The following is a 17,149-nucleotide window of genomic DNA, read 5'->3' as shown; positions in this document are numbered from 1 at the left end:
AAACAGGGCTATCTTTTTTCGCCCTGACCCGGCCCTACAGGTAATCGCGATCAACGCGGCTCTTCGCCACCTTCAGGGCTAATCCACACATGCGTCTTCCCACCTTCCGTCAGCGCTTTTCTCCCCACTGCATTGCTTACAGCTTATTGATGGCCAGCGCTGCGTCCTGTCTGGTGATCAGCAACAGCACTTTCGCGGCGTCGGCATCCCAGCGCTACGCCATTGCCGCCGGCCCGCTGGATAGTGCCTTGAGCCAGTTCGCCGCTGCCGCCAATGTAATTCTGTCGTTCTCGCCGCAGCAGACCAGCCGCTTGCGCAGTGCCGGGCTGAACGGCGACTTCAGCGTCGAACAAGGTTTCGCTCAACTGCTGCAAGGCTCGGGTTTACAGGCAGTGCCACAAGCACCCGGCAGTTTCATTCTGCAGAACGTGCCCAACGGTGACTCCCTGGAACTGGCGCCGACCAACATCAATGCGCAGTTGGGCAATCCAATGAATCTCGATTACGCCGCCGACGTCGGCTACAAGGCGCAAAACAGCCGGATCGGTACGAAAACCAGTACGCCGCTGTCGGAAACACCGCGTTCGGTGTCAGTGGTGACCGGGCAGCGGATCAAGGATCAGAAATCCCAGACACTCACCGACGTCCTCGGCTACGTACCGGGAATCTTCGCCCCGCCGTTCGCCGCCGGTGACAGTCTGGCGGGAGACTTGTTTTACATCCGTGGTTTCAACGCCACCGATTACGGCTACGGTTTGCTGCGCGATGGACTGCGCGTGCAGGGCAATCGCTATGACACCAGCACCGAGCCGTACGGACTTGAGCGGGTCGAGGTGTTCCGTGGCCCGTCTTCGCTGCTGTATGGCGAAAATGCGCCAGGCGGTCTGGTCAATCTGGTCAGCAAACGCCCGACTGTCGCGCCGCAAGGTGAAGTGCAATTGGGTTATGGCTCGAACAATCGCCGGCAAATCGGCGTGGATGTCTCCGGCCCGCTCAATGACAGCGGCAACGTTCTCGGACGCGTGGTGATGCTGGGGCGCAAATCCGATACCCAGACCGAGCACGTGCCTGACGACCGGATTTATATCGCCCCTTCGCTGACCCTGAATTTCGACGATTTCAATACGCTGACGCTGCTGGCCAACTACCAGAAAGATCACACCAACATGGAGCTTGGCCTGCCGGCCGCCGGCACGTTGCTGAGCAATCCCAACGGGAAATTGTCCAAAGACACCATGCTCGGCGACCCGGACTGGAATACCTTCGAACGGGAAACCTGGAGCACCGGTTACGAGTTCAGCCACTCGTTCAACGATGACTGGCAGTTCCGCCAGAACTCGCGCTACATGCAGTCGCGCATCACCCGCCACGAAACCTGGCCGGGCAATCTGAACAACGCCGGCTTCGGCACGCGGTTGAACATGACCGCCTATGATCGCTTCAACAAATCCATGGTGTATTCGCTGGATAACCAGCTGGAAGGCAAATTCCAGGCGGGGGATCTGGAAAACACCGTGCTGTTTGGCGCCAGCTACGATCGCACCTCGTTCAACCAGGACTGGAATGCCGGCATTGTCGGGCCGATCGACATCTACAACCCGGTTTACCTGCGCGATCCGACCACGCCGATTGCCGTGCAGAACACTTTGCTCGAGCAGCAGATGAAGGGCGTTTATGCACAGATTCAGAGCAAGTACGACCACTGGCTGTTCCTGCTCGGCGGGCGCCAGGACTGGGTCGACAGTGACTTCCGCGATAAGGTGGCCCGAGGCAGCAACATCAGCTCCGAGGACAAGAAGTTCACCTATCAGGGCGGCGTGATGTATCAGTTTGACAACGGCATGACGCCGTATGTCAGCTACTCCACGGCGTTCGTGCCGGTGCAGCAGATTTCCAACGCCGGAGCGCCGCTTGATCCGATCACCAGCAGCCAGTACGAAGTGGGTTTGAAGTACGAACCGATTGGCTGGGACACCGCTTTCACCGCTTCGGTGTATGACCTGCGCAAGAAGGACGACACCTATTTCGATGCAACGACTTCGACCTATCGCCAAGTGGGTGAAAGCCGCGCCAAAGGGGTAGAGCTGGAACTCAACAGTAACCTGACGCAGAACCTCAATGTCACGGCGGCTTATACCTACACCGATGCAAAGATCACCAAGGATGCAGCGACATCGCTGGTCAAGGGCCATCAAATGACCGGCGTGCCGCGTAATCAAGCGTCGGCCTGGGCGAAATATCGCTTCCTCGACGGTGATTTGAAAGGCATGTATGTGGCGGGGGGCGTGCGTTATTTCGACAGTGCGTTTGCCTATACTTCGCCTTCTCTCTACGGAAAACTGGATGCTGGCGACGTGACATTGGTCGACGCGGCTGTTGGATATCAGATCGATACACACTGGAGTGTCGATCTGAATGCGAAGAACCTGTTCGACAAGGAATATGTGTCGGGATGCAACGACGCAGGCCGCTGTTACTGGGGCGAGGATCGTACTTTGCTCGGTACGGTGTCCTATAACTGGTGAACAAAAAAGGGGCTGCGGATGAATTATCCACAGCCCCTTCTTTTATTTGCCGATGCAGAAGCTGGAGAAAATCCTTCCGAGCAAATCATCAGAGCTGAACGCCCCGGTGATTTCACCCAGGGAATGCTGAGCCTGGCGCAGATCTTCGGCGAGCAATTCGCCTGCCCCGGCCAGGGTCAGTTGCGCGCGGCCATGTTCCAGTGCCGCGCTGGCGTGACGCAGTGCTTCCAGATGCCGGCGACGTGCGCTGAAGCTGCTTTCCGAAGTCTGCTCGTAACCCATGCACGCCTTGAGGTGATCACGCAGCAGATCGAGGCCTTCGGCGGACTTGGCGCTGAGACTGATGGTCACGTGGCCGTCGTCACTGGTTTCCAGAGAAACCGCTTCACCGGTCAGATCGGCTTTGTTCCGGATCAGGGTGACTTTCGCCGGGTCCGGTCGAGACTCGAGAAATTCTGGCCACAAGGCAAAAGGATCCAGTGCCTCTGGTGCGGTCGCATCGACCACCAGTAAAACCCGATCCGCTTCACCAATGGCTTTCAAGGCCCGTTCCACACCAATCTTTTCCACATGATCGTCCGTATCCCGCAGTCCTGCGGTATCGACAACGTGCAATGGCATGCCGTCGATGTGGATATGTTCGCGCAGGATATCCCGCGTGGTGCCGGCAATCTCGGTGACGATGGCAGCCTCGCGACCGGCCAATGCATTCAACAGGCTGGATTTACCGGCATTCGGCCGCCCAGCGATGACGACTGTCATGCCATCGCGCAATAACGCGCCCTGCCCTGCTTCGCGCAGCACTGTGGATAACTCATCGCGTACTTTGTCGAGCATGCTCAATACATGGCCGTCGGCAAGAAAGTCGATTTCCTCTTCCGGGAAGTCGATGGCGGCTTCGACGTAGATACGCAGGCCGATCAGTTGCTCGGTCAGGTTATGCACACGCTGGGAAAACGCACCCTGTAATGAACGCAGTGCATTGCGCGCAGCCTGGGCAGAACTGGCTTCGATCAAATCAGCAATTGCCTCGGCCTGGGCCAGATCGAGTTTGTCATTGAGGAAGGCGCGCTCGCTGAATTCCCCCGGACGAGCCAGACGACAACCCAGTTCCAGGCAGCGCTTGAGCAACATGTCCAGCACGATCGGGCCGCCGTGACCTTGGAGTTCCAGCACGTCTTCGCCGGTGAACGAGTTCGGCCCCGGGAAATACAAAGCCAGACCTTCATCCAGCACTTGCCGGTCGTCACTGAAAAACGGCCCGTAATGGGCGTAACGCGGTTTCAGTTCTCGGCCGCTGATGGCTTTTGCCGCCATGCTGGCCAACGGCCCGGAAATACGGACGATGCCCACACCGCCGCGCCCTTGAGCAGTGGCGACAGCAGCGATGGTTTCACGGGGTGTGCTCATAAAGCGGCATCCAGACAAAAGTGGCAGATAGCAAAACGCCCCACTAGGGGGCGTTTTGAGTGGTGTTATCCACAGTGCAAGTTACGCCTCGGCTTTTTTCGTCGCCGCTTCGATCTTACGCGTGATGTACCACTGTTGGGCAATCGACAGGCAGTTGTTCACAACCCAGTACAGCACCAGACCAGCAGGGAACCACAGGAAGAAGAAGGTGAAGATGATTGGCATCATTTTCATGACCTTCGCCTGCATCGGATCCGGAGGCGTCGGGTTCAGCTGCTGCTGGATGAACATGGTTGCGCCCATGATGATCGGCAGAATGAAGAACGGATCCTTGATCGACAGGTCAGTGATCCACAGCATGAACGGCGCCTGACGCATTTCCACGCTTTCCAGCAGAACCCAGTACAGCGACAGGAAGACCGGCATCTGCACGAGGATCGGCAAGCAGCCGCCCAGTGGATTGATCTTCTCTTTCTTGTACAGCTCCATCATGGCTTGCGACATTTTCTGCCGGTCATCGCCATGTTGCTCTTTCAGCGCAGCCAGTTTCGGAGCCACGGCACGCATGCGCGCCATCGATTTGTAGCTGGCGGCCGACAGCGGGAAGAAAATCCCTTTGATCAGCATGGTCAGGAAGATGATCGACCAGCCCCAGTTACCGACAATGGCGTGGATGTGTTGCAGCAGCCAGAAGATCGGCTGGGCAATGAACCACAGAATGCCGTAATCGACGGTCAGTTCCAGACCTGGGGACAACTCTTTCAGCACAGCCTGGCTTTTCGGACCGGCGTACAGCACAGCGCTGGTTTCAACTTTCGCACCTGGAGCAGCGGTCAGAGTAGGACCGGTGTAACCGATGATGTAGTTGCCTTTGCTGTCTTTACGGGTCTGGACGATATTGTTTTCGCCCTTGGCCGGAATCCACGCGGTCACGAAGTAGTGCTGCAGCCAGGCTACCCAACCACCGGTGACGGTTTCCTTGAGCTGCGCCTTGTCCATGTCCTTCATCGACACTTTTTTGTACGGCTCGGAACTTGTCCACAGGGCAGCGCCCAGGTAAGTCGCGGTGCCAGTAGCAGTGGTCGACGAAGGATCAGCGCTGGCATCGCGCTTCAACTGGGCAAACATTGCGCCGTTCCAGGGCTGAGCGCTCTGGTTATCCACAATGTAGGAGACAGCAACGTCGTACAGGCCACGTTTCAGGGTGAAACGCTTGATGTAGTTGACGCCGTCCTTGCTGAATTTCAGGTCAACGACGAGTTGATCCTGACCGTCAGCCAGTTGGTAAACCTTCTTCTCCGAGGAATAAACCGGACGACCGGCCGGGTTAGCATCCGGGCCGTTGGTACCGATCAGGCCGCTTTGCGCCAGATATACACGTTCGCCGCCGTTATCGAACAGCTGGAACGGAACGTCAGGACGATCCTGACGACGTGGATACAAAGGCAGAGTCAGTTGCGCAACGTCACCACCCTGTGGATCGATCGCCAGATCGAGCACATCGGTCTTGACCTGAATCAGATCCTTGCTGGCGGCGACCGGCGTTTCGGCAGGTGCACTGGTATCGCTGGCGGCGCGCGGAATATCGTCACTGGCGGCAGCATTGGTGCCAGTGGCGGTGTCCGGCAAACCGGATGTAGTCGTACTGGAAGCAACATTCTGAGTCGGCAGGGCAGCCTGGCCATAATCCTGGTTCCATTTAAGAACCATGACGTAGGACACGATTGCCAGGGCGACGATCAGGATCGTGCGTTTGATATCCATGATTACTCGGCCATCGAAGAAGAACGGGAGGTAGGGACAGGTGGAACCGGGTCATAACCACCGGGATTCCACGGATGACAGCGACCTAAACGACGAAAGGTCAGCCAGCCACCGCGCAGAAGGCCATGATTTTCAATGGCTTCATACGCGTAGCAGGAACAGCTGGGGTAGAAGCGACAGTGACTGGCCATTAAAGGACTAATGGCATAGCGATAAAACTGGATCGGAACGAGGGCCAGTTTACGCATCGGTACTGTCTACCCCTACAGTTTCGGTTTTGACTGCCGGAACGGGCTTGTTACGGGCCAGACGCTTCCAGAGTTTGCCGAAATGCTGAATCAATTCGGGGTTTTCTACATCACCCAAACCTTTGCGCGCGACGATAACGATGTCCCAGCCGACCAGTGAATCCTGGTGCAGACGGAACGATTCGCGCATCAGACGTTTGAGGCGATTGCGCTCAACGGAGAGCTTTACGCTCTTTTTCCCGATAACCAGCCCGAGACGGGGGTGATCAAGATCGTTGTTGCGTGCAAGGAGCAGGAGATTTTTCCCCGGAACCTTGCCGGTAGGGGAGTCAAAGACTGCCTTGAAATGCCGGGGGGTAAGCAGACGCTTTTCCCGACTGAAGTCCTGACTCACCTCCAGTACCGGATTATCAAACTGCCAGACGCGCACGACCTTTGGCGCGACGACGCGACAGGACTGCGCGGCCGTTCTTGGTAGCCATGCGAGCACGGAAACCGTGGGTACGAGCGCGTTTGATAGTGCTTGGTTGGAAAGTACGTTTCATGTCGTGTTACCTGGTTCGTCCACAACGGGCCGGAATGGCCCCCGTTTTAAGAGACCGGGGATTCTAGAGAAAGCAAGCCTTCAGGTCAATTTCCAACCAGCGTTTCCCTATAAATAGATCCGGGCAGGTTTTTAGCTTGAACGCCTGTCAGCCAGATATAGAAATAAAGAAGGGAATTATTTAAAGCTTTTCTGTAAAGCTTGTAAAAGCTAGACACGCCATCTTCTGTGGATAACTGCCATGAAGCCTTATTTCACGGGGTGTACAGAGAATGACAACTACAGTGGAAAACCGTGTTCAGCCTGTGCTGCGCTATCGGATAAGCTGTGCGTGGAATGGCCTGTTATCCACAGGCTGGTTATCCATCGGGTTTAGCCCCCAGTTGTCCAGTGCCCTCAGAGGCGTTTATCCACAGGGCTTATTCACATGCCGTTGGTCGCCTTTTAATGCGTTAACGCGTTGATAAATGATGGTGACGAACCTACCTGCATGTGGATAAGTGAATCGCTCGCCGCTACAATGGCCGCTTGTTTTTGCCTCACCGGCTTTCAACTTAGGGGATATCCGTGTCAGTGGAACTTTGGCAGCAGTGCGTGGAGCTTTTGCGCGAAGAGCTGCCTGCCCAACAATTCAACACCTGGATCCGTCCACTACAAGTCGAAGCCGAAGGCGACGAGTTGCGCGTTTACGCACCGAATCGTTTCGTGTTGGACTGGGTCAACGAAAAGTACCTGGGCCGCGTCCTTGAACTGCTGGATGAGCACGGCAATGGCTCGACGCCGGCGCTGTCCTTGTTAATAGGCAGCAAACGCAGCTCGGCACCTCGTGCCGCACCCAATGCGCCACTGGCGGCCGCGCAGGTTGCTCAGGCGCAGGCCAATAATGTGCCAGCGAGCAATCCGGCACCGACGCCAGCCCCTGCTCCGGCCAAACGTTTCACACAGAAGGCCGCTGAAGTCAGCGAAGAACCTTCCCGCGACAGCTTCGACCCGATGGCCGGCGCCGCTTCGCAGCAGGCCCCGGTTCGCGCGGAGCAGCGCACCGTGCAGGTAGAAGGTGCGCTCAAGCACACCAGTTACCTGAACCGCACGTTCACCTTCGAGAATTTTGTTGAAGGTAAATCCAACCAGCTCGCCCGTGCGGCGGCCTGGCAGGTGGCGGACAATCCCAAGCACGGTTACAACCCGCTCTTCCTTTATGGTGGCGTCGGCCTGGGTAAGACCCACTTGATGCACGCGGTGGGCAACCATTTATTAAAGAAGAATCCGAATGCCAAGGTCGTGTACCTGCATTCCGAGCGCTTTGTGGCCGACATGGTCAAGGCGTTGCAACTGAACGCCATCAACGAATTCAAGCGTTTCTACCGGTCGGTGGACGCCTTGCTGATCGACGATATTCAGTTCTTCGCTCGCAAGGAGCGTTCCCAGGAAGAGTTTTTCCACACCTTCAACGCGTTGCTTGAAGGTGGTCAGCAGGTCATTCTCACCAGTGACCGCTACCCGAAAGAAATCGAAGGCCTTGAAGAACGCCTCAAATCCCGCTTCGGTTGGGGCCTGACGGTTGCCGTCGAGCCGCCGGAACTGGAAACCCGCGTGGCGATCCTGATGAAGAAGGCCGATCAGGCCAAAGTCGAGTTGCCTCACGATGCCGCGTTCTTCATTGCCCAGCGCATTCGCTCCAACGTCCGTGAGCTGGAAGGTGCGCTGAAACGCGTAATCGCCCACTCGCACTTCATGGGCCGCGACATCACCATCGAGCTGATCCGCGAATCCCTGAAAGACTTGCTGGCGTTGCAGGACAAACTGGTCTCTGTGGATAACATTCAGCGCACCGTCGCCGAGTATTACAAGATCAAGATTTCCGACCTGCTGTCCAAGCGCCGTTCGCGCTCGGTGGCTCGTCCGCGTCAGGTGGCCATGGCGTTGTCCAAGGAACTGACCAACCACAGCCTGCCGGAAATCGGCGATGTGTTTGGCGGCCGCGACCACACCACCGTGCTGCACGCCTGCCGCAAGATCAACGAACTTAAGGAATCCGACGCGGACATCCGCGAGGACTACAAGAACCTGCTGCGTACACTGACCACTTGATGAACACCAGCGCAGCTTATTAAGGCAAGGGACTAGACCATGCATTTCACCATTCAACGCGAAGCCCTGTTGAAACCCCTGCAACTGGTCGCAGGCGTCGTCGAGCGCCGACAGACCTTGCCGGTACTGTCCAACGTGCTGTTGGTCGTCGAAGGCCAGCAGCTGTCTCTGACCGGTACCGACCTGGAAGTCGAGCTGGTCGGTCGTGTGCAACTCGAAGAGCCGGCCGAAACGGGCTCTATCACCGTGCCGGCGCGCAAGCTGATGGACATCTGCAAAAGCCTGCCCAACGACGCGCTGATCGATATCAAGGTCGACGAGCAGAAACTGGTGGTGAAGGCCGGCCGCAGCCGCTTCACCCTGTCGACCCTGCCGGCCAACGACTTCCCGACTGTTGAAGAAGGCCCGGGCTCGCTGACGTGCAGCCTGGAGCAGAGCAAGCTGCGTCGCTTGATCGAACGCACCAGCTTCGCCATGGCCCAGCAGGACGTGCGTTACTACCTCAACGGCATGCTGCTGGAAGTTTCCGCTGGTGTGATCCGCGCCGTGGCCACCGATGGCCATCGCCTGGCGATGTGCTCGATGCAGGCCGATATCGGTCAGCCGGATCGCCATCAGGTGATCGTGCCGCGTAAAGGTATCCTCGAACTGGCGCGTCTGCTCACTGAGCCGGATGGCAATGTCAGCATCGTCCTCGGCCAGCACCATATCCGCGCCACCACCGGCGAGTTCACTTTCACCTCGAAACTGGTCGACGGTAAATTCCCGGATTACGAGCGCGTACTGCCCAAAGGTGGCGACAAACTGGTACTCGGCGATCGTCAGGCGTTGCGTGAAGCCTTCAGCCGTACGGCGATTCTGTCCAACGAGAAGTACCGCGGTATCCGTCTGCAGCTGGCCAGCGGTCAGTTGAAGATCCAGGCCAACAACCCGGAGCAGGAAGAAGCTGAAGAAGAAGTGGGCGTTGAGTACAACGGCGGCTCGCTGGAGATCGGTTTCAACGTCAGCTACCTGCTCGACGTGCTGGGCGTGATGACCACCGAGCAGGTTCGCCTGATCCTGTCCGACTCCAACAGCAGTGCGCTGGTGCAAGAGTCCGACAATGACGATTCGGCTTACGTTGTCATGCCGATGCGTCTGTAATCAGCTGATCCTGAATGTCGTTAAGTCGTGTTTCGGTCACCGCGGTGCGTAATCTGCACCCGGTGACCTTCTCCCCCTCCCCCCGCATCAACATTCTTTACGGCGCCAACGGCAGCGGCAAAACCAGTGTTCTGGAAGCCATCCATCTGCTGGGGCTTGCCCGTTCGTTTCGCAGCACGCGGCTGTTACCCGTCATTCAGTACGAACAGCTCGCCTGTACCGTATTCGGTCAGGTTGAACTGGCTGAAGGCGGACACAGTGCGCTGGGGATTTCTCGCGACCGTCAGGGCGAGTTCCAGATTCGCATCGATGGCCAGAACGCCCGTAGCGCTGCGCAGCTGGCGGAGATCCTGCCGTTGCAGTTGATCAACCCGGACAGCTTCCGTCTACTCGAAGGCGCGCCGAAGATTCGCCGACAGTTTCTCGACTGGGGTGTGTTCCACGTTGAACCGCGTTTCATGGCCACTTGGCAGCGTTTGCAGAAGGCGCTGCGCCAGAGAAACTCCTGGCTGCGGCATGGTACACTTGACGCCGTTTCGCAAGCGGTTTGGGACAGGGAACTGTGCCAGGCCAGCGCTGAAATCGATGAATACCGCCGCGCTTACATCACAGCCTTGAAACCGGTCTTCGAACAGACCTTGAGCGAACTGGTTGAGCTTGAGGGTTTGACGCTTAGCTATTACCGAGGCTGGGACAAGGACCGCGAATTGAGCGCCGTACTCGCCGGTTCCGTGCAACGGGACCAGCAGATGGGGCACACCCAGGCCGGACCGCAACGAGCTGATTTGCGTCTCAGATTGGGCGCACACAATGCCGCGGACATCCTGTCCCGGGGTCAGCAGAAGCTTGTCGTCTGTGCACTACGGATTGCCCAAGGGCACCTGGTCAGCCAGGCCCGCCGCGGACAGTGTATTTATCTGGTGGATGACTTGCCGTCCGAGCTGGACGAGAGCCACCGTCGCGCGCTGTGCCGCTTGCTGGAAGACTTACGCTGCCAGGTGTTCATCACCTGTGTAGATCACGAATTACTGAGGGAAGGCTGGCAGACGGAAACGCCAGTCGCTTTGTTCCACGTGGAACAGGGCCGTATCACCCAGACCCACGACCATCGGGAGTGAAGGCATTGAGCGAAGAAAATACGTACGACTCAACGAGCATTAAAGTGCTGAAAGGCCTGGATGCCGTACGCAAACGTCCCGGTATGTACATTGGTGACACCGACGATGGCAGCGGTCTGCACCACATGGTGTTCGAGGTGGTCGACAACTCGATCGACGAAGCCCTCGCCGGCCATTGCGACGACATCAGCATCATCATCCACCCGGACGAGTCCATCACCGTTAAAGACAACGGTCGTGGCATCCCGGTAGACGTGCATAAAGAAGAAGGCGTTTCCGCCGCCGAGGTCATCATGACCGTCCTCCACGCTGGCGGTAAGTTCGACGACAACTCCTACAAGGTTTCCGGCGGTCTGCACGGTGTAGGTGTGTCGGTAGTGAACGCACTGTCCGAAGAGCTGGTCCTGACCGTTCGCCGCAGTGGCAAGATCTGGGAACAGACTTACGTTCACGGTGTGCCTCAGGCACCGATGGCCATCGTTGGCGACAGCGAAACCACCGGTACCCAGATCCACTTCAAGGCTTCCAGCGAAACCTTCAAGAACATTCACTTCAGCTGGGACATCCTCGCCAAGCGCATTCGTGAACTGTCCTTCCTCAACTCCGGTGTCGGCATCGTCCTCAAGGACGAGCGCAGCGGCAAGGAAGAGCTGTTCAAGTACGAAGGTGGCCTGCGTGCGTTCGTTGAATACCTGAACACCAACAAGACTGCGGTCAACCAGGTGTTCCACTTCAACATCCAGCGTGAAGATGGCATCGGCGTGGAAATCGCCCTGCAGTGGAACGACAGCTTCAACGAGAACCTGTTGTGCTTCACCAACAACATTCCGCAGCGCGACGGCGGCACCCACCTGGTGGGCTTCCGCTCGGCACTGACGCGTAACCTGAACAACTACATCGAGCAGGAAGGTCTGGCGAAGAAGCACAAAGTCGCCACCACCGGTGACGATGCCCGTGAAGGCCTGACCGCAATCATCTCGGTGAAGGTGCCGGATCCGAAGTTCAGCTCGCAGACCAAAGACAAGCTGGTGTCTTCCGAAGTGAAGACTGCGGTCGAGCAGGAGATGGGCAAATACTTCTCCGACTTCCTTCTGGAAAATCCGAACGAAGCCAAGCTGGTGGTCGGCAAGATGATCGACGCCGCCCGCGCCCGTGAAGCCGCGCGCAAGGCACGTGAGATGACCCGCCGCAAAGGCGCGCTGGACATCGCCGGCCTGCCGGGCAAACTCGCTGATTGCCAGGAAAAAGACCCGGCGCTGTCCGAACTGTACCTGGTGGAGGGTGACTCCGCGGGCGGTTCTGCCAAGCAGGGACGTAACCGCAAGACCCAGGCGATCCTGCCGTTGAAGGGCAAAATCCTCAACGTCGAGAAGGCACGCTTCGACAAGATGATTTCGTCCCAGGAAGTGGGAACGCTGATCACCGCGCTGGGCTGCGGCATCGGTCGCGAAGAGTACAACATCGACAAGTTGCGTTATCACAACATCATCATCATGACCGATGCTGACGTCGACGGTTCGCACATCCGCACCCTGCTGCTGACCTTCTTTTTCCGTCAGCTGCCGGAGCTGATCGAGCGCGGCTACATCTACATTGCCCAGCCGCCGCTGTACAAGGTCAAGAAAGGCAAGCAAGAGCAATACATCAAAGACGACGACGCCATGGAAGAGTACATGACGCAGTCGGCCCTGGAAGATGCAAGCCTGCACCTGAACGAAGAAGCCCCGGGCATTTCCGGTGAAGCGCTGGAACGTTTGGTCAACGACTTCCGCATGGTGATGAAGACCCTCAAGCGCCTGTCGCGTCTGTACCCTCAGGAGCTGACCGAGCACTTCATCTATCTGCCGGCCGTCAGCCTTGAAACCCTGGGCGACCACGCGGCGATGCAAGAGTGGCTGGCGCAGTACGAAGTCCGTCTGCGTACCAACGAGAAGTCGGGCCTGGTCTACAAGGCCAGCCTGCGTGAGGATCGCGAACGTGGCGTCTGGCTGCCAGAGGTCGAACTGATCTCCCACGGCTTGTCGAACTACGTCACCTTCAACCGCGACTTCTTCGGCAGCAACGACTACAAAACCGTGGTCACCCTGGGCGCGCAGCTGAGCACCCTGCTCGACGAAGGCGCGTACATCCAGCGTGGCGAACGCAAGAAAGCCGTTACCGAGTTCAAGGAAGCCCTCGACTGGCTGATGGCCGAAAGCACCAAGCGCCACACCATCCAGCGCTACAAAGGTCTGGGCGAAATGAACCCGGATCAGCTGTGGGAAACCACCATGGACCCAAGCGTGCGGCGCATGCTGAAAGTCACCATCGAAGACGCCATCGGGGCAGACCAGATCTTCAACACCCTGATGGGTGATGCGGTCGAACCTCGCCGAGACTTCATCGAAAGCAATGCGTTGGCGGTTTCCAACCTGGATTTCTGATCCAGATTGTTACCCGCGCATGAAAAACCCCGGCCAGCGCCGGGGTTTTTTATGGATGGAAAAACGAGATCAGCGATACCAGCGGCTGAACGCCCCTGGCTCTCCGCGCAGCTCACTCTGCACCGTGCTCAACATGTCGGTCATGCGCTGCATGAAGGTATGATTTTGCGCCAGCGTCACCCGCCCCTGCTGCGCAATGTCCCGGCGCTCTTCATCATGCTCCAGGTAATAAGCGCAGATATCCAGCAAGTCTTGGGTGTCGCGGTAAATCACCAGATCTTGGCCATCGTTGAATAGTTTGTGCAGGTCGTGCTTGTCGTTGCTGACAAGAAAGCCGCCACAGCTGAGCACATCGAAAACACGCATCGGCAGGCCGGTTTCGACGAACGAGCGAATGATGTTGAGGTTGATTTTCGAGCGCTGGAAAATCCTCGGCATCTCAGTGAAGTGGTTGGCATGACCGACATAGCTGCCTATCTGGGCTTGCCACTCATTATTGCCATACACGGCAACCCTGAAGCGTTGTTCCAGGCGCTGGACAACGTCAATGCGCTCCTGCCATGAATGCTCGCGACCGAGCAGGTAAGCCAGTTTTTCCGCTACCGAAAGATATCGATCTCCCGCCAGTAGGTAGCCAGACTCCTGCTTGATGGCGCTGATCAACTCACCACCCAATTGCGCCGACAAATTCAAGAAACCGTCGGGCCGATCCAGCGAGTCGATCAGTCGACTGCAACCTTCGCGAGTCTGCACCGACAGGTGCGGCAATATTGAGGTTCGATATTCAGTGCGGGTCAGGTTGGCAACGAAACTGATGTCAGTGTCTGCTAGTGAATCCTGCTTGTGAAAATCGATCTGACCGATGCGCTCCAGGTTCGCCGCGACCGGCAAATGGTAGACCTGACGGACCCCGCTCTGCCTCAACCGCCGCGCCACTGCCGCGTCGTAGATGAAGGTAAAACTGTGCGAATGGTTGATGGCCTTGTCGTAGATCGGGTAACACGGGGTGTCGATCACCCAAGCGAGGTAGGGGATTTTCAGCAGCTCGCAGACTTCACTGATGAACTGATTGAAGTTGATCGTGAGCACGTAGTCGGGCCGTGCGCTCATCAACCCCATGACATTGTCTTCATTCAGCGCCAGAGTAATCACGCTGAAACCCAGGGTCTGCAAGGCCTCGGCACAGTCACCCGAGATAACGCTGGCCTCGAACACCACAATGGAGGCAGGTGCTTTCGCTTGTTCGTGATACCCAGTCAATTCCCTCAGACCTTTTCATTTTTTATTAATTATCAGACGTTGTGGCTCACTCATTCCCAGTCGCCACACTCTCTAACCGATATCCATACCCATAGATCGTCAGCAACTGCCAACCCCGATCTGCCGTTAGCCCGAGCTTGTTGCGCAGCCGGTAGATGTGCGTATCCAGCGGCCGCGAGGACGTTGTCTCCTCGTTCGGCCAGAAGCGCTCGTACAGATAGTCTCGTGACAGCGGCCGGCCCAGGTTACTGAACAGACACCGCGCCAAGCGGTATTCGCGTTCGGTCATGAGGATCGGTTTGCCTTCACGGGTGACGGTCAGTTCCGCATCGTCGAAAGTCAGATCGTGGAACGTCTGCACTTCACCCGCCGCGCTGCGCGGCTGGCTATGCCTTCGCAATACCGCTGCCACCCGCGCCTTCAACTCATTCGGGCGAAACGGCTTGCTGACATAGTCATCGGCGCCGGCATTCAAGGCTTGAACGATATCGCTCTCGCCGTCGCGGCTGGTGAGCATAATTGCAGCGGGTGGCGCGTCCATGTGTTCGCGGGTCCAGCGCAGGAGTGCCAGGCCTGTGAGGTCCGGCAGTTGCCAATCGAGGATCAGCAGGTCAAAAGTCTCCCGGCGCAACTGGCGCAACAAGTCTTCGCCGCGCTCGAAGCTGTGCAGTGACCACGGCTGTTCGCCAGCTTCGGCCATCTGCTCCAGGGTTTGCTCGACCCGGCGCAGTTCGGCGGGTTCGTCGTCCAGAATGGCAACGCGCATCGGCGGTGTTCCTTGTCGCTGGGGCTGGGATGTCGACAATAACGACTCCCCGGCCGCGATGAAAGAAGCAGCCCGCCGGATGTCGACGTCCGCTATGATTCTTCGGGTCTACGCCTCAGACCTGAGACCTATGAAACCATTCCCACTGCCCTGCCCTGTGCCTCATGCATAACACTCAACGTCGACGTGAAAGTCGTGAGCCGAGCCAGGTGCAGCGTCTGTTCCGGCGGCTGGTGCGCGAGTGGTTGTGGATAAGTCTAGTGCTGTTGCCGCTGACTGCCTTGTTGTCTTATCGCGCCCAGATCAATCTGCACAATCCGTCACCAGCGCCCGGCGCGCTTTTGTCCGTGGCGATGGTCGCCGGTGTGCTGGGATTATTGCTGTGGCGGCCGCGTTGGGCGCTGTGGGTCACTTTGATCGGCATGGCCTGTGCGCTGATAGCCAGCGCCCTGCTGGCCGAAGTCCGCTACTGGTGGTCGCCAACGCCAGCAGCCCTGGGCGTGTTGTTCGGTTACCTGATCTGGAACTGGCGACGCCTGAGCGTGGTGCTGACCTACTTCGGCTGGGAGCTGGCACGTCTGGACAGCGAGCCGAAAGTTTTCCCGGAGCGACGCCGGACCCGCTTCACCGGTGCCGACCGTTTGCAGGGCCAGATCATGGCGCTCGAACAAGCCATGAGCCGTACCCGCGACACCCGGCGGTTCATTGCCGATGGCCTGGAATACCTGCCGGTGGCGACGCTGATCAGTGATCCGCAGGGCAAGATTCTGCTGGGCAATCGCAAGGCGCGCGAACTGTTCGAAGATCCGTTGGTGGGCGATGACGTACTCGAGCAACTCGCGCGGCTCGGCTATCCGGAATTATCCACAGCGCCGCGACCGACGCTGGCCACCCTGCCGTTGCTGGAATTTCGCGATCACAAGGAACGCAGTCTGCGCCTGGAAAGAGCGGCGCTGCTGCCGGTCGATGGCGATACACCGATCGGTTGGCTGCTTAGCCTGACGGATTTGAGTGCCGAGCGTGCGGCCGAGGAGCAGCGCGGCGTCCTGCTGCGTTTTCTTTCCCATGACTTGCGCGCGCCGCATTCGGCGATCCTCGCCCTGCTGGATGTACATCGTCATCGAGAGGGTGCTGATGCGCCGCTGTTCGAGCAGATTGAGCGTCAGGTGCGCCGCGCGCTGGATCTGACCGATGGTTTCGTCTTGTTGGCGCGGGCTGAGTCCGAGACCTATCAGTTCCGCCCGACATTGTTCGCGATGCTGGTATTGGACGTCCTCGATCAGGCCCTGCCCATCGCGCAGCAGAAACGTATCGAGCTACTCAACGAAGTTGATGAGGAATGTCAGGAGCGGCTGATTCTGGCCGATCAGGGATTGCTGACGCGCGCCCTGTTCAACCTGCTGGAAAACGCGATCAAGTACAGCCCGGCAGACAGCACGGTGCAACTGACGGTCAGCTGTGATGGGCAGTGGCTGCGCTGCGAATTGTCCGATCAGGGCAAGGGCATTGCCGCCGATGAATTGCCTGACCTGTTCAGCCAGTATCGGCGTTTCTCCTCGGCCCAAGGTATCGACGGCGTGGGTTTGGGTCTGTCGATGGTAAAAGCCGTTATCGATCATCATGGCGGTACGATCGAATGTCACAGCGTGGTCAATGCGGGAACCACATTCCGCATCGAGTTACCGCTGATTGCTGAATGAACGGCACAAAAAAACCGGCTATAACAGCCGGTTTTTTTACATCCGATAAAACTTATGCACGGATTTTGTTCAATTTAGCTATTTAGAAATATCCATGTTAATCAACAAGTTAGAGAACGATTACGGTCTTTTGAAGGGAAAGCGTACACAGGTTATC

13 protein-coding genes are annotated in these 17,149 nt (G+C 57.7%); 6 read left to right on the top strand and 7 right to left on the bottom strand.

All coding sequences use genetic code 11. From position 1 onward, the window contains the following. Nucleotides 1–89: 89 nt before the first annotated feature. Nucleotides 90–2,525, top strand: a complete 2,436-nt coding sequence (locus KVG85_RS20265) for a TonB-dependent siderophore receptor (protein WP_217864780.1) — start codon at nucleotides 90–92, stop codon at nucleotides 2,523–2,525. A gap of 42 nt (nucleotides 2,526–2,567) precedes the next feature. On the opposite strand, the gene mnmE is transcribed toward KVG85_RS20265, so the two are convergent. The 5 genes from mnmE to rpmH form a co-directional block, all read right to left on the bottom strand. Next, on the bottom strand, nucleotides 2,568–3,935 hold the full coding sequence (gene mnmE, locus KVG85_RS20260) for a tRNA uridine-5-carboxymethylaminomethyl(34) synthesis GTPase MnmE (RefSeq protein ID WP_186568696.1): 1,368 nt from the start codon (nucleotides 3,933–3,935) through the stop codon (nucleotides 2,568–2,570). 81 nt (nucleotides 3,936–4,016) lie between these two features. Further along, nucleotides 4,017–5,699, bottom strand: a complete 1,683-nt coding sequence (gene yidC, locus KVG85_RS20255) for a membrane protein insertase YidC (protein ID WP_212617533.1) — start codon at nucleotides 5,697–5,699, stop codon at nucleotides 4,017–4,019. A gap of 2 nt (nucleotides 5,700–5,701) precedes the next feature. After that, complete coding sequence (gene yidD, locus KVG85_RS20250) at nucleotides 5,702–5,947, bottom strand: membrane protein insertion efficiency factor YidD (protein WP_027901580.1); 246 nt, start codon at nucleotides 5,945–5,947, stop codon at nucleotides 5,702–5,704. Further along, nucleotides 5,940–6,341, bottom strand: coding sequence for a ribonuclease P protein component (gene rnpA / locus KVG85_RS20245; protein ID WP_024014946.1), 402 nt, complete (start codon nucleotides 6,339–6,341; stop codon nucleotides 5,940–5,942). The genes yidD and rnpA overlap by 8 nt, the downstream gene beginning before the upstream one ends. A gap of 16 nt (nucleotides 6,342–6,357) precedes the next feature. Beyond that, complete coding sequence (gene rpmH / locus KVG85_RS20240; protein WP_003213577.1) at nucleotides 6,358–6,492, bottom strand: 50S ribosomal protein L34; 135 nt, start codon at nucleotides 6,490–6,492, stop codon at nucleotides 6,358–6,360. 566 nt (nucleotides 6,493–7,058) lie between these two features. Between rpmH and dnaA the strand changes: the two genes are divergently transcribed. From dnaA to gyrB, 4 genes are read left to right on the top strand one after another with little or no spacing between them, the layout of a single operon-like run. Further along, entirely contained in the window at nucleotides 7,059–8,582 is a 1,524-nt protein-coding gene (dnaA, locus tag KVG85_RS20235; RefSeq protein ID WP_217864779.1) for a chromosomal replication initiator protein DnaA, read from the top strand. A 39-nt stretch (nucleotides 8,583–8,621) separates the two neighbouring features. Beyond that, the gene (gene dnaN, locus KVG85_RS20230; protein WP_016772390.1) at nucleotides 8,622–9,725 is read left to right on the top strand and encodes a DNA polymerase III subunit beta; all 1,104 of its coding nucleotides are present in this window, start codon (nucleotides 8,622–8,624) and stop codon (nucleotides 9,723–9,725) included. 14 nt (nucleotides 9,726–9,739) lie between these two features. Then, the gene (gene recF, locus KVG85_RS20225; RefSeq protein WP_016772389.1) at nucleotides 9,740–10,843 is read left to right on the top strand and encodes a DNA replication/repair protein RecF; all 1,104 of its coding nucleotides are present in this window, start codon (nucleotides 9,740–9,742) and stop codon (nucleotides 10,841–10,843) included. A 5-nt stretch (nucleotides 10,844–10,848) separates the two neighbouring features. Then, nucleotides 10,849–13,266, top strand: coding sequence for a DNA topoisomerase (ATP-hydrolyzing) subunit B (gene gyrB, locus KVG85_RS20220; protein WP_024014948.1), 2,418 nt, complete (start codon nucleotides 10,849–10,851; stop codon nucleotides 13,264–13,266). 69 nt (nucleotides 13,267–13,335) lie between these two features. On the opposite strand, the gene KVG85_RS20215 is transcribed toward gyrB, so the two are convergent. Next, nucleotides 13,336–14,526 (bottom strand): CgeB family protein, encoded by a 1,191-nt coding sequence (locus tag KVG85_RS20215; RefSeq protein WP_225926697.1) that lies wholly within the window; start codon nucleotides 14,524–14,526, stop codon nucleotides 13,336–13,338. 46 nt (nucleotides 14,527–14,572) lie between these two features. Continuing rightward, nucleotides 14,573–15,292 carry a response regulator transcription factor gene (locus KVG85_RS20210; protein ID WP_064365207.1) on the bottom strand — a complete coding sequence of 240 codons (720 nt, stop codon included), beginning with the start codon at nucleotides 15,290–15,292 and terminating at the stop codon, nucleotides 14,573–14,575. A 164-nt stretch (nucleotides 15,293–15,456) separates the two neighbouring features. On the opposite strand from KVG85_RS20210, the gene KVG85_RS20205 reads away from it, so the two are divergent. Then, nucleotides 15,457–16,992 (top strand): sensor histidine kinase, encoded by a 1,536-nt coding sequence (locus KVG85_RS20205; protein WP_217864778.1) that lies wholly within the window; start codon nucleotides 15,457–15,459, stop codon nucleotides 16,990–16,992. Nucleotides 16,993–17,149: the final 157 nt, after the last annotated feature.

The organism is Pseudomonas triticicola (assembly GCF_019145375.1).
GTDB lineage: Bacteria > Pseudomonadota > Gammaproteobacteria > Pseudomonadales > Pseudomonadaceae > Aquipseudomonas > Aquipseudomonas triticicola.
The sequence above is the reverse complement of the archived record's forward strand: the minus strand, read 5'-3'. Positions and strand labels throughout refer to the sequence as shown.